This is a genomic window from Mycobacterium spongiae (assembly GCF_018278905.1).
Classification (GTDB): Bacteria; Actinomycetota; Actinomycetes; order Mycobacteriales; family Mycobacteriaceae; genus Mycobacterium; species Mycobacterium spongiae.
Map to the genome: position 1 here is coordinate 3,824,063 of NZ_CP046600.1, position 13,187 is coordinate 3,837,249.

General features: G+C 63.1%; 9 protein-coding genes. 4 read left to right on the forward strand and 5 right to left on the reverse strand.

Features of this window, described 5'->3' with window-relative positions; genetic code table 11:
* Window positions 1-890: 890 nt before the first annotated feature.
* The 4 genes from F6B93_RS15505 to F6B93_RS15520 form a co-directional block, all read right to left on the reverse strand.
* On the reverse strand, window positions 891-1,427 hold the full coding sequence (locus F6B93_RS15505; RefSeq protein ID WP_425518557.1) for a transglycosylase family protein: 537 nt from the start codon (window positions 1,425-1,427) through the stop codon (window positions 891-893).
* 1,377 nt (window positions 1,428-2,804) lie between these two features.
* Window positions 2,805-3,395 carry a molybdenum cofactor guanylyltransferase gene (mobA, locus tag F6B93_RS15510; protein ID WP_425518558.1) on the reverse strand — a complete coding sequence of 197 codons (591 nt, stop codon included), beginning with the start codon at window positions 3,393-3,395 and terminating at the stop codon, window positions 2,805-2,807.
* Between the two features lie 13 nt (window positions 3,396-3,408).
* Entirely contained in the window at window positions 3,409-4,500 is a 1,092-nt protein-coding gene (locus tag F6B93_RS15515; protein WP_211695870.1) for a 2-oxoacid:ferredoxin oxidoreductase subunit beta, read from the reverse strand.
* A 48-nt stretch (window positions 4,501-4,548) separates the two neighbouring features.
* Window positions 4,549-6,510: a 2-oxoacid:acceptor oxidoreductase subunit alpha gene (locus F6B93_RS15520; RefSeq protein ID WP_211695871.1), complete on the reverse strand. Its 1,962-nt coding sequence runs from the start codon at window positions 6,508-6,510 to the stop codon at window positions 4,549-4,551.
* A gap of 673 nt (window positions 6,511-7,183) precedes the next feature.
* Here F6B93_RS15520 and F6B93_RS15525 point away from each other — a divergent pair.
* From F6B93_RS15525 to F6B93_RS15540, 4 genes are read left to right on the forward strand one after another with little or no spacing between them, the layout of a single operon-like run.
* Window positions 7,184-9,499: an 8-amino-7-oxononanoate synthase family protein gene (locus F6B93_RS15525; protein WP_211695872.1), complete on the forward strand. Its 2,316-nt coding sequence runs from the start codon at window positions 7,184-7,186 to the stop codon at window positions 9,497-9,499.
* Window positions 9,496-9,759 carry an acyl carrier protein gene (locus F6B93_RS15530; protein ID WP_211695873.1) on the forward strand — a complete coding sequence of 88 codons (264 nt, stop codon included), beginning with the start codon at window positions 9,496-9,498 and terminating at the stop codon, window positions 9,757-9,759. Before F6B93_RS15525 ends, F6B93_RS15530 begins: the two co-directional genes overlap by 4 nt.
* Window positions 9,756-10,151, forward strand: a complete 396-nt coding sequence (locus F6B93_RS15535) for a nuclear transport factor 2 family protein (RefSeq protein ID WP_211695874.1) — start codon at window positions 9,756-9,758, stop codon at window positions 10,149-10,151. The genes F6B93_RS15530 and F6B93_RS15535 overlap by 4 nt, the downstream gene beginning before the upstream one ends.
* Window positions 10,148-11,779 (forward strand): AMP-binding protein, encoded by a 1,632-nt coding sequence (locus tag F6B93_RS15540; RefSeq protein ID WP_211695875.1) that lies wholly within the window; start codon window positions 10,148-10,150, stop codon window positions 11,777-11,779. The genes F6B93_RS15535 and F6B93_RS15540 overlap by 4 nt, the downstream gene beginning before the upstream one ends.
* A gap of 74 nt (window positions 11,780-11,853) precedes the next feature.
* Here F6B93_RS15540 and F6B93_RS15545 read toward each other — a convergent pair whose 3' ends face one another.
* Window positions 11,854-13,161 (reverse strand): MFS transporter, encoded by a 1,308-nt coding sequence (locus F6B93_RS15545; RefSeq protein ID WP_425518460.1) that lies wholly within the window; start codon window positions 13,159-13,161, stop codon window positions 11,854-11,856.
* Window positions 13,162-13,187: the final 26 nt, after the last annotated feature.

A 13,187-nucleotide genomic window follows, 5' to 3' on the forward strand; every position in this document is an offset into this window, starting at 1 on the left:
TGTATCCGAGACGACTTTCGAGGGAATCGGATGATTACCACTCAAATCACTACTGTAAATGAAGTACAATCGCCAGGGTTGGTTTTGTCAATCGGAAGCGAGAGACGCCCTCCGCGGTGCGCGGCTGCGAGCGCGCCCCGAGCGCCATATCGCAATGACGTGCACAGTGCACCACGGTTAGCAACGACGTTGAACGGCGCCCACGATGGCACACGCCCAAACTGGCCGACGCGCGCCGGATCCAGCGATTGTGGCCACTTAGTGCGGCGATCGGCTTGCCCGCGCGGTCATCGGTGGGTCCCGATCACAACACACCCCACGCGACCTTCAACGACGTCGCTGACGCATCGACGATCCAGCAGGGCTCGCCGATCGGACCCAACACCAAAGTGCACCAATACCTTTCCTGCACCATCGGGTTCGATGGAGGACGCGAACGTGGCAAGATTGCTATCACAACCAACTTAATTCACTAGATGTACCTCAGGGATGTACCTAAGGGACTGCCGAGTCGGTCAGCGATGTCGCAGCCGACCGCAGGTTTCATGGCGGCAATCGCTGTTGCAATAGATCGCGGCTGCCAAGCAACGCGTCCTGGCGGCCGCGCGCATCCCGTAACGACCGGGTCGAACACCAGGTGTGGGCGGGAGCGTTGCTCTACTTTGGCTGGAACGGGGGCTCGTGACGAATCGCGCAATGACCTCCACGATCGCGGCCCGGCTCCGCATTGGACGCGACGGGCCACACCACTTGTCGGCTAACCGGCCCATCCGATGCGTCCGCGTGCTGACCAGGGAGGCAACCAGGCAGGGCGGCGTTCACATTGCCGACCGGATGAACGACACAGTGCCGGGCAGCAAGGCCCGGCACTGTGTCGGCGTCGAGCTGGGTCAGCCGCGGCGGCCGCAGACCGGCCAGGCGCCGATGCCCTGCGAGTGCAGCACGTTTTCGGCCACGCGGATCTGCTCCTCACGGCTCGCGGCGTGCGCGGAGCCCGCGCCACCGTTGGCCGCCCAGGTGCCCGCGCTGAACTGCAAGCCGCCGGAGTAGCCGTTACCGGTATTGATCGACCAGTTTCCGCCGGACTCGCACTGCGCGATCGCGTCCCAGTTCACGCTGTACGCGATCGGTGCGGGCGCCGGTGGTTCATCCACCGGGGGCATACCCGGAGGCGGTGGGGGCGGCAGATTCGGGTCGATGTCCATCGGTGCCGGCGCTAAAGGCGCGTCGACCGGCGGAGCCTCGGGTGCCGGCGGCAGGTTCGGGTCGAAACCGGCGGGCGCCGGTTCCGGAGCCGGTGGCGCATCGACCGGCGGAGCCTCGGGTGCCGGCGGCAGGTTCGGGTCAACACCGACCGGCGCCACGTCCGGGGCGGGCGGCAGATTCGGGTCGACACCGACTGGCGCCGCATCCGGAGCCGGCGGCAGGTTCGGGTCGACATCGACCGGCGCCGCATCCGGAGCCGGCGGCAGGTTCGGGTCAACACCAACTGGCGCCGCATCCGGGGCCGGCGGCACGTTCGGGTCAAGGCCTGGTGCGTCAGAACCGGGCGCCGCGGGAACGTTCGGGTCCAAGCCCGGGTCCGCGTTGGCGACACCGACAGACGGCACCGTCGCAAGCGTCCCTGTGATCGCCGCGACGATGAGCGTCTTACGGACGTTCTTCAAGATTGTTCCTTTCGCCGTTCGCGCGCGCCAAGACCCGCCCACGGGTGTGGGTGGAAGAGTTGTCGGTTCGGGGTTGTCTTGAGACGTGCCGTCTCGTTCCGGCACGACAGCGGAGGGCCTGGCCTGCCCGTCGGGCGTTTCGCCCGGACGCTGCGGCGCACTCATATCAATCCATGCCGTCCGCAGCTCCGCTCACACGCGGGTCCGTGGATTTAGTTTTTCCGTTGCCCGTCTGGGGCCAAAAGGACCGTACGATAACGATTTGGATAAGTCATCTAGTCCAACAGCTATATCGGTTCTATAACGGGCCGATCACGGCATGATTGATGAATTGTTTTTGCAGGTCAATCGCACCGTTTTGCCAAGAGACTCCCGGCGCGGAGGCACCGTTAGCGTGAGCCGAATCACGCAGATATTGTGAACTGGCCCACAGGTCACCAGCCAAAGCCGGCATCGGCAGCCCCCTATCCGCTCGCGCGAAACAGTGAGCTAGCTCACAGCGCAGCCGCGGCGAGCCCGCGGCACCCGGGCCTGGGCCGCCTCGGGCGAACCTCGAAGTTGATGAGATCACTAGTCGAATTTCACTGCCGTACAGGGCATTTCGTTGCACCACCACGCACCGCTGCCCGGCAACCCCTGCAAAGTTCAGAAGCAACAGGCACGGCGTCGAACGCCGCTGACTTCCGGACCCTTTCGACCGCTAGCGCGGGGACGAAACCAACCCGGCCAACGGGCACTGGTCCACCGATTCGACGCCCTCCCCCGGTCCCGCGCCCGCCTCTACTACGGAAATGGTGTTTGCTGGAAGACTCTGAGTCGTGGCACGTTGGATGACGGATTCCCGACGCTACCGACGCCGCCCTCGCATCGCGTGCCAATCGACATACGTTCCCCCCCAAGGGAATACGACCACCACACGAGGACACCCCGGCGCCCTGGCGCCGACAACCGGAAAGATTAATAGTCTGCCCGTGATCCGATATAACGTTTCTGTGATAAAGCCAGAAGAAGACGTGACTACCCTGGAAAATTAGCGAGTATCGTTACGAAATTAGATTAACCATCGATTGGTCGATCAAATTCGCGGATTCTTTGGCGATTATGGAAAACCCGGGGATACCCGAGCCAGCACGCGAACTACACCAGTGCGCGCACAGCGCTCAAGTCCGTCATCGAGTTGACGTTGGCCAGCGGGCGCGAATCTGACATCACTATCTGTTGCGCGTCCGACGCGTCCACCAAGGCGCTCATCCTGCGCTGACCAGCGGCGACTAGCGCCTCAACCCGATCCGCCAGCTCGGTCCGGTACACCGCGGCCAGGTAGTGGCTGCGACCGTCCCAGGGCAGCACGACGTCGGCGTTCGTCACTGCGGCGCGCTGCGCTAGGTCGTCGATCAATTCGACTGTCAAAGAAGGCATGTCAACGGCACTGACGAAGGCGAACTCGGCGCCGGCTTGCGCTGCGGCTCGTAATCCACGGCCGAGCGCCGGCAACGGTCCCAGACCCCGCACCTCGTCACGGATGACCCGAACCTCTAGTGGCGGCAAGGGTTGCCCCGGAGCAGCCATCACAAAAACGGGATTGCAGCGCTGACCGACTACGCCGAGTACGTGCTCGACCAGGGTAACGGTGCCCCCTGGGTACGGCAGAGTGGCTTTGTCGCGGCCCATTCGCCGGGATTCACCTCCCGCGAGGACAACCCCGGCCAGTGGCACCGTGTCCGACATGTCCTGGGCCACGTCAGTCGACGGTCCAGGTGTCACGCCCATGCAGCAGCGATTGCAGCGCGGCGGCGTCGGAACTATTCGATGCCTGGGCGGCGCTGACCTGTGAGCGCGCCGCGTCGTCGTAGGTCGGCCTGCTGACGTCACGGAATATGCCAAGCACGGTGTGGTCGAGGTTCTGGTCGGACAGCCGTGAGAGGGTGAACGCGTAGGCCGAGTCGTCGGCGTGCGCGTCGTGCACCACGATCTCCTCGACGGCCACGTCGGCCGTCTTGGCCACATCGAGGCCGAAGCCGGATTTCACGACGCAGTACTCGCCGCCCGAGCCGAAGATGATGGGCTCGCCGTGGCGGACGTTGATCACCCGATCCTCGGCGCCCTCCTTGCGCAGCGCATCGAACGAGCCGTCGTTGAAAATCGGGCAGTCCTGCAGGATTTCGACCAGCGCCGAGCCGCGATGCGCCGCCGCGGCGCGCAGCACCTCGGACAGGCCATTGCGGTCTGAGTCCAGTGCGCGCCCGACGAAGGTGGCCTCCGCTCCTAGCGCCAGCGACACCGGGTTGAACGGTTGATCCAGTGAGCCCATCGGAGTGGACTTGGTGACCTTGCCGACCTCTGACGTCGGTGAATATTGGCCTTTGGTCAACCCGTAGATCCGGTTGTTGAACAACAGCACCGTGATGTTGACGTTGCGTCGCAGCGCGTGGATCAGGTGGTTACCACCGATCGATAAGGCATCACCGTCACCGGTGACCACCCATACCGAGAGATCCTCGCGGGCCAGCGCCAGACCGGTCGCGATCGCCGGCGCGCGGCCGTGGATCGAGTGAAAGCCGTAAGTCTCCAGGTAATAGGGGAACCGGCTCGAGCAGCCGATACCGCTGATGAACACGATGTTCTCGCGGCGCAGCCCCAGCTCGGGCAGGAAGTTGCGGATAGTGTTGAGGATGACGTAGTCGCCGCATCCCGGGCACCAGCGCACCTCTTGGTCGCTCGCGAAATCCTTGCCCTTCTGCGGTTGGTCCGTTGTGGGCACCCCAGTGTGTTTTGACAAGGTAGGCGTCAGACCGAGGTCTGTGCCCGCGAGGTCGTCGGTCACGTCAGTCATGAGTGCCGTTCCTCCTCATCGCTCCGTTGTGCATCGTCGCGGCGCGCCTCATGCGTCAGCGCCCGATTCGACCATGGCCGCCGACAATTTGGCGACCATCGTCTTGTCTTGCTCCAGTTCGGCCAGCCTCCCGGCCATAGCGGCCCGGATAAAACGCCCGATCTCGTCGGCCAGGAACGAGACGCCCTTGACCTTGGTGACCGATTGCACGTCAACCAGGTACTTCCCGCGCAGCACCAGCGCCAGCTGACCCAAGTTCATCTCCGGCGCCACCACCTGGGGATAACGCCGCAGCACTTCACCCAGGTTCGCCGGAAACGGGTTGAGGTAGCGCAGATGAGCATGCGCCACTTTGGTTCCCCGGCGTCGGGCACGCCGACATGCTTCACCGATCGGGCCGTAGGAACTGCCCCACCCGACGATCAACAGTTCGGCATCCCCGGTGGGATCGTCGACCTCCAGATCGGGAACGTGGATACCGTCGATCTTGGCCTGCCGCAAGCGGACCATGAGATCGTGATTCGTCGGGTCATAGGAGATGTCGCCCGAGCCGTTGGCAGCTTCCAATCCGCCGATGCGGTGTTCGAGACCGGGAGTACCCGGGACGGCGAACTGCCGGGCAAGGGTTTCCCGGTCGCGGGCGTATGGCTCGAAGGGCTCGTCCGGCTTGGCGAAGGTGTGCGCGATGGGCGCCAACGCGCTGATGTCCGGGATTCGCCAGGGTTCCGAGCCGTTGGCGATGGCACCGTCGGACAGCAGAATCACCGGCGTGTGGTACGAGACCGCAATGCGCACCGCCTCCAGCGCGGTTTCAAAACAGTCGGCGGGCGACCGCGGCGCCAACACCGCTAGCGGTGACTCACCATTGCGGCCGTAGAGTGCCTGCAGCAGGTCAGCTTGCTCAGTTTTCGTGGGCAGACCGGTCGATGGCCCGCCCCGCTGCACGTCGATAACGATCAACGGCAATTCGGTCATCACGGCGAGTCCAAGGGCTTCGGACTTCAACGAGATACCCGGACCCGATGTGCTGGTGACTCCCAGCGCGCCGCCGTAGGCGGCGCCCACCGCGGCGCAGATCCCGCCGATCTCGTCCTCAGCCTGGAAGGTGATCACGTCGAAGTTCTTGTGCTTGGACAACTCGTGCAGGATGTCCGATGCCGGCGTGATGGGATAACTGCCCAGCACGACCGAGAGGTCGGCCAGCTGGCCGGCCGTGACGATGCCGTAGGACAGTGCAGTGTTCCCAGAGATCTGCCGGTACTCGCCCGGCGGCAAGGTCGCCGGTGGTACTTCGTAGGTCGTGCCGAACGCCTCAGTGGTCTCGCCGTAGTTCCAACCCGTCTTGAGCGCCACGACGTTGGCCTCTGCGATGTCGGGCTTGCGGGCGAACTTCTCCCTGATGAAGGTCTCAGTAGTGTCGATCGGCCGCCCGTACATCCACGACACCAGGCCTAGCGCGAACATGTTCTTGGCGCGCTGGCCATCTTTCTTGGACGTGCCGATCTCCTCGACGGCCCCCAGCGTCAGCGTGGTCATCGGGACCGCGTGGACGACGTATTCTTCCAGCTCGTCGGACTCCAACGGGTTGGTGACGTAGCCCACCTTGGTCAGGTTGCGCTTGGTGAACTCGTCAGAGTTCGCGATCACCATTCCGCCGAGCGGCAGATCGCCGATGTTGGCCTTCAGCGCGGCCGGGTTCATCGCGACGAGCACGTCGGGCCGGTCGCCGGCGGTCAAGATGTCGTAGTCGGCGATCTGAATCTGAAAGGACGAAACCCCGGGCAAAGTGCCTGCGGGAGCACGGATCTCGGCGGGGTAGTTCGGCTGGGTCGCCAGGTCGTTTCCGAAAAGCGCTGCTTCCGAAGTGAATCGATCACCGGTCAGCTGCATCCCGTCGCCGGAATCGCCGGCAAAACGGATAACCACATTCTCTAGGCGCTGCCGCTGGGGCTCAGCGTGCGACTCCGTGGTGTCAGACCCTGGCCTGGCTTCGCTGCCATTGGGATCCACGTTCTCGCCTTCCGTCTGTCATCGGGACAGGCACTCCGCACTGCAGCTTCAGGCTACGCGTCGCCGGAGACGGCATCCCGCTCTCGTCGTTTTGTGTCCCCCTGGCGGTACCGATTATGACACTTCGTTAAGAGATGTATGGCCGCTTTTTAAGAGTTTCACGAGGTGCCGGGCCGTCTCCGGCCCGTTCTACGGGTTGTGTCCACAGATAAGACGACGTCAGAGGGGTGGCGACGGTGACGACACCAAGAACTGTGGTGTTGGTCACTTTTGTGAGCACACAGTGCGCGGAGGGTTTGCGCACCCCGTCACCTTCTGGATGACCGCGTCGGTTCAGCCACCGGGCAACACGCGCGATTCTGCGGGAGACCGTACTACTGCGACTCGAACCAACGAGTCCAGACGATGAGCGACAACAGACCTCGCGTGGCACACGGGCCAATGCCAGGACATATGTGCATTGTGCACAGTACATAGCGCCGCAAGAGGTTAAACGCGCTGTGCAAAATGCTCTTGGCCGACGGTGGTCGGAGGTGATGAATTGGCGGGGATGGCTGTTGACAAAAAAATTGTGAATGGAACCGTGAAGGCGGAGTCATGCCCCGATAGAGCGAGGGTTTATCGCAGCCTACGGGACTTTGCTCCGGACAGCTGGAACCTGCCGGGCGGCCCGATGCCGACCGGCTTGAGTTACGACTGTCTAAGCCCTGCCGAAGAGTCGAGAATCAACGACATGAATCACTATTACGTAATGGTCGATTCGGTCGACGGGGAGGCGCTGGGGCGGGCAAATATCTATAGCGTTAATTTTGATCTTGCCACCACGGATCGCAAACTCACTCCAGACTGGCGAACTACGATCAAACGCTGGTTCCCGGGGTTTATGAAATTTCGCTTCCTGGAGTGCGGAATGCTCACTATGACTGGCAACCCGCTAGCGCTGCGGTCCGACACAAGCTTGGAGCGGGTACTGCCCGTGGTAGCCGACCAGATGGTCCAGTTGGCGCAAGCAGACGAATCGGATTTCCTGATGATCCGCGACGTCGAACCAGAACACTATCACCGCTACCTCGACATCCTGCGCCCGTTCGGATTCCTTCCCGCGCTAGGCTTTTCCCGAGTCACCACGAACATCACCTGGCCCTGCCTGCACGACGCGCTGGGCAGCATGCGTCACAAGAAACGCAACCAGTTGGCCAATTCATTGCGATTCCACGAACGGTTCGGCATCGAGCTCGAGGAACTCGACGAGTATGCCGAGCACGCAGCCGTGCTGGCCCGACTATGGCGAAACGTGATGAGAGTCGCCAAGGACTACCAACGCGAGGACCTCAACCCTGAGTTTTTCGCGGCCTGTTCTCGACACATGCGCGGGCGCAGCAAACTTTTCTTGTTCCGCTACCACGGCACACCGGTGGCGTTCATCTTGAACATGTGGGACACAGATGAGAATTACGTGGTTCTCGAGTGGGGCGTCGACCCTACTTTCGAGCATTACCGGCAGGCGAATCTGTACCGAGCGGCGCTGGTGCTCAGCCTAAACCACGCTATTACCCTGGGAAAACGACGGATGGAAATGGGTGTCACGACCTATTTCCCGAAGCTTAGTATTCCCGGTGCCCTAGTAATACCGACCATCTATTTCCTGCGGCACCGCACGGATCCGGTGCACACGACAACGCTGGCCCGAATGATGATGCATAATATCCAACGTCCATCTTTACCGAAGGAGATGTCGGAACAATTCTGCCGCTGGGAAGAGCGCATACGCCTGGACCAGGACGGGTTATCCGAACACGATATCTTTCGCAAGATCGATCGCCAGCACAAGTACACCGGGCTGAAGCTCGGGGGAGTTTACGGCTTCTATCCGCAGTTCACCGGGCCGCAGCGATCCACGATTCCCGTGGCGCAGTTGGGCGAGATTGTCTTGCTCGGCACCAACTCCTATCTGGGCCTGGCTACTCACCCGGAGGTCGTAGCGGCCTCGACCGACGCAACCAGGCGATACGGCACCGGATGCTCCGGGTCGCCGCTGCTCAACGGCACCCTCGACCTCCACGTAGCGCTCGAGGAAGAACTCGCCGCCTTCTTGAGCAAACCGGCCGCCGTGGTGTGTTCCACCGGCTACCAGAGCAACCTGGCCGCAATCAGTGCGCTGTGCGAATCCGGCGACATGATCATTCAAGACGCGCTCAACCACCGCAGCCTGTTCGACGCCGCGAGATTGTCCGGCGCCGACTTCACCGTGTACCGCCACAACGACATGGACCACCTGGCGCGGGTGCTGACGCGCACCGAGGGGCGCCGCCGGATCATCGTCGTGGACGCGGTGTTCAGCATGGAAGGCACCATCGCTGACCTAGCTACCATCACCGAGCTAGCCGCCCGGCATGGATGCCGGGTGTATGTGGACGAGTCCCACGCAATGGGGGTGCTGGGCCCCAACGGGAACGGCGCAGCAGGCGCCCTGGGTGTCTTATCGAGCGTGGATCTGGTCATGGGCACGTTCAGCAAGTCCTTTGCCTCCATCGGCGGGTTCATCGCCGGCGAGCGGCCGGTCATCGACTACATCCGCCACAACGGGGCAGGCCACGTCTTCTCTGCCAGCCTGCCGCCGGCCGCCGTCGCCGCAACGCATGCTGCACTACATGTCAGCCTGCGCGAACCCGACCGCCGCACGCGAGTGCTCGCCTCCGCGAGCTACGCAGCCACCGGCATGGCCCGGCTGGGTTACCAGGCCGAGTACCACGGCACACCGATCGTGCCGGTCGTCTTGGGCAATCCCACCCTCGCGCACGCGGGCTACCTGCGCCTCATGCGCTCGGGGGTCTACGTCAACCCGGTCGCTCCCCCGGCCGTACCGGAGGAGCGGTCCGGCTTCCGCACTAGCTATATCGCTGAGCACCAACAACGCGACCTGGACCGGGCATTGGACGTGTTCGCCGACCTGGCCGAGGACTTGATCCCCCAAGGAGCCACGCTATGAACGACATCATCAACACCACCATCCAGCGAATATTGAAGACCGAGCGCGGCATCACCGCCAACCAGGTCCTGGTTGATGACCTGGGCTTCGATTCCCTCAAACTGTTCCAGCTGATCACCGAGCTCGAGGACAGATTCGACATCGCCATTTCGTTTCGCGACGCACAAAGCATCAAGACCGTGGGCGATGTCTACACGAAAGTCGCGCGTTGGTTCCCGCATACCGATGCGCCGAAGACACTAGCGAAAGGGGCACAATGAGCGACGCCGCGAACATCGACCTGGTCCGGAGAACGTACGCCGCGTTCAGCCGCGGTGATCTATCCGAGTTGGCGCGATGCTTTGCCCCCGATGTGGAGCACATCGCCCCGGGCAAGCACGCTCTGGCCGGAGTGCTCCGCGGCCGAGACCAGGTATTGGCCCGCCTGAGCGCCACCAAAGCGGCCTGCGATGACACCCTGACGGTCACACTCGAAGAAGCCTTCACCAACGCGGACGGCCAGGTCATCGCCGTGGACCGGTCAGCGGCCAGCCGGAACGGCAAGGTCCTCGACGAACGCGTGGCGATCCTGTTTACCATCGCCGACGGTCGTGTCACCCGCTTCAGTGAGTTCTTTGCCAACCCATCGGTACTGGAAGATTTCTGGGCATGACCGCGGCCTTGCTCTCACCAGCGGCCGCGTGGCAGCAGATAGCGGGATGCACGGACCGCACGCTGACGATCGCCGGCGAGGACACCCAGGTCCTCAGCTACCACGAGCTCATCGCGCGAGCTGCGGCGCGCGTCCCAGCGCTTCGCCATCGTGGCGTCGAGCGCGGCGAACCCGTACTGATCACCGTCCGCACCGATGTGGAATTCCTGTCCTGTTTCTTCGGACTGATGCTTCACGGCGCTGTACCGGTACCCATCCCCGCACGCGAGGCGCTCAAGACCAGCGAGCAATTCCTCAGCCGGCTCACGCCGCTGCTCAGCCACCATCGGATGCTGATCTGTCGCCCAGCCGAACAAGACGAAGTCCATACCACCACCACCGGGTGCCAGATCAGCACATTTTCCTCCCTGGCCGAAGCTCGCGACGAGGAGTTTGGCCGCGCCGCGGCCCGACAACTCGCCCGCACCGGCACCGCCGACTGGCCGCAGTGCACCCTCGACGATGACGCCTACGTCCAGTACACCTCGGGGAGCACCGCCGCACCGCGCGGAGTGGTCGTCACCTATCGCAACCTGCTGTCCAATATGGACGCGATGGCCCGAGGCATGGAATTGCAGCCCGATGATGTCATGGCGAGCTGGCTACCGCTGCACCACGACATGGGGCTGGTGGCCAGCCTTATGGTTGCCCTATTCAGCGGAACGAGCGCGATGTTCACCACGCCACACCGGTTCCTGTATGACCCGTTGGGATTCCTGCGACTGCTCACCAGCTGTGGAGCCACGATCAATTTCATGCCCAACTTCGCGTTGGAGTGGCTGATCAATGCCCGCAACAGGCACAGTGCCGATCTCACAGGCATCGACCTGCGCGCCATGCGCCGCCTGTTCATCGCTTCCGAGCCGGTAAACGCCGCGGTTATGCGCAGATTCCTGGCCGGATTCAGCGACCTTGGACTGAAACCCACCGCCCTCTGTTCGGCCTACGGCCTAGCCGAGTCAACGGCCGCCGTCACGTTGTCGGCCCCCGACACCGGTTTCCGCACGGAATCCTATTCAGGCGCAGAGGTGGTCACCGGCGGTCGTGTGTTGGACGGCTACGAGGTGAGCATCGACGCACCACCGGGCCAACGGGTCGGAACGATCAAGGTACGCGGCGGCAGCGTTGCGGCCAAAGCCTACGTGGACGGCAACAAGGTGGACGCGCTAGACGACGAAGGCTTCCTCGACACCCACGACCTCGGCTTCCTGGAGCATGACGAGTTGGTCATACTCGGCCGCCAAGACGAGGTGTTCATCATCTATGGGGAGAACAGGTTCCCCTATGACATCGAGTGCATCGTTCGCCGAGAGTCCAAGCAGCACCGGATCAAAGTCGCTTGTTTCGGGATCGGCGAACGCGTGGTGGTCGTGCTGGAGAGCAAATCGGACATTCCTCTCGACGAGACCGAAGCCGAGAGGCTAAGACTGCAGGTCATCGCCGCGACAGGGCTCCAGCTGGCCGAGATCATCGTCGTTCAACGTGGCAGCATTCCCACCACCACCAGCGGCAAGATCAAGCGGAAAGCCGTCGCCCAGGCTTATCAAACCGGCACATTGGCCCCCGAGTGCACCTACAACTGGACGTAAACACCTCTTCGGCCGGCGCGAAGTCGACAGGCCCAACCTGCTGGCACCGTGAACAACGGCACGCGGTCGCCCTACTACAGCGAGTCCTGATCCGAACGCGGGACTGGCGATCGCGTTGGCGGACCCTCGCCGGCGTGGGTTCCCCCCGCGACCACCGCCCCGGGGGCGGTTTCCGGCATCGCGATCAGGTAGAGGAGGAAACCCGCGCCGGCCAGGGCACCCAGCGACATAAACGCAACGTTGTAACCCGCCTCGACAACGACCCAGCCGGAAACGAGATTCGATAGTGCGGCCCCAATGCCCGTCGCCGTAGTGACCGCTCCGAGGCTGATGTTGAAATGGCCGGTTCCGTGCGTGACATCCTGGACGACAAGGGGAAACAGTGCCCCGAAGATTCCAGCGCCAATTCCGTCAAGCAGCTGCACGCCGACAAGCCAAAAGGAGTTATCCGACAGCGTGTAGAGGAACCCGCGCGCAGTCAAGACAGCAAACGCAACCAGGAAAATCGGCTTTCGGCCCCAGACATCGGCCTTGGTCCCGACCGCGTAAGCCACCGGCACCATCACGACCTGCGCCGCGACAATGCAGGACGACATCAACGCCGTACCCTCCTGCTTGTTCTGCAACGCCAGCACCTGGCCAACCAGCGGCAGCATGGCCGCGTTGGCGAAGTGAAATGCTACGACCGCCGCCGCGAAAATCATCAAGTTCCGGTTCTGCAGCAGCACCGAGATTCGCGACGGTTGCCGATGCGGTTCCCCTGGTGCGTGGTCCATTCCGCGTGCCACATCATGGTCGATCGCATCGGACGGGATCCGCAACACGGCCACCAGACTCAGCGCCGCCATGCCGGCGAGCACCCAAAATACGACGACCGGCCCGAAAAAGTAGGCCAGTCCGCCGGTGGCGGCAGCCGCTGCCGCATTACCCGCGTGGTTGAACGATTCGTTGCGGCCGATCCGTTTGGCGAAAAACTGCGGGCCGACGATACCCAATGTGATCGCGGCCAACGCGGGCGCGAAGACCGAACTCGCGATCCCGGTGAGGATCTGCAGCAACGAGATCGATTCCAGGTCGGGAAAGAGCGGCATCGCCAACGCGCTCGCGGTGACTATCACCGCACCGGTGCCGACGAGCGCTCGCTTGGCCTTCGTACGATCCACGAAAGCGCCCATCGGCGTCTGCGACACGATCGCCGCGATCCCGCCTACCGCCATGACAAATCCAATGGAGGCTTGGTCCCAGTTGCTGGTCACCAGCAGGTAGATCGACAGGTAGGGACCTAACCCATCGCGAACGTCGGCCAACGAGAAGTTCACCAGGTCCAGGGCGTGGACCACCCGCCGCGGCACCCGGACCGCGCCGGATGACGTGGTGCTCACGGCGTCACCAGACAGGTTGCCGACAC

Bases quoted from the DNA above. Each gene is read 5' to 3' on its own strand.
- mobA (WP_425518558.1), bottom strand. From the start codon at position 3,395: ATGTCGGACACGGTGCCACTGGCCGGGGTTGTCCTCGCGGGAGGTGAA.
- F6B93_RS15515 (WP_211695870.1), bottom strand. From the start codon at position 4,500: ATGACTGACGTGACCGACGACCTCGCGGGCACAGACCTCGGTCTGACG.
- F6B93_RS15525 (WP_211695872.1), top strand. From the start codon at position 7,184: ATGCCGACCGGCTTGAGTTACGACTGTCTAAGCCCTGCCGAAGAGTCG.
- F6B93_RS15530 (WP_211695873.1), top strand. From the start codon at position 9,496: ATGAACGACATCATCAACACCACCATCCAGCGAATATTGAAGACCGAG.
- F6B93_RS15535 (WP_211695874.1), top strand. From the start codon at position 9,756: ATGAGCGACGCCGCGAACATCGACCTGGTCCGGAGAACGTACGCCGCG.
- F6B93_RS15540 (WP_211695875.1), top strand. From the start codon at position 10,148: ATGACCGCGGCCTTGCTCTCACCAGCGGCCGCGTGGCAGCAGATAGCG.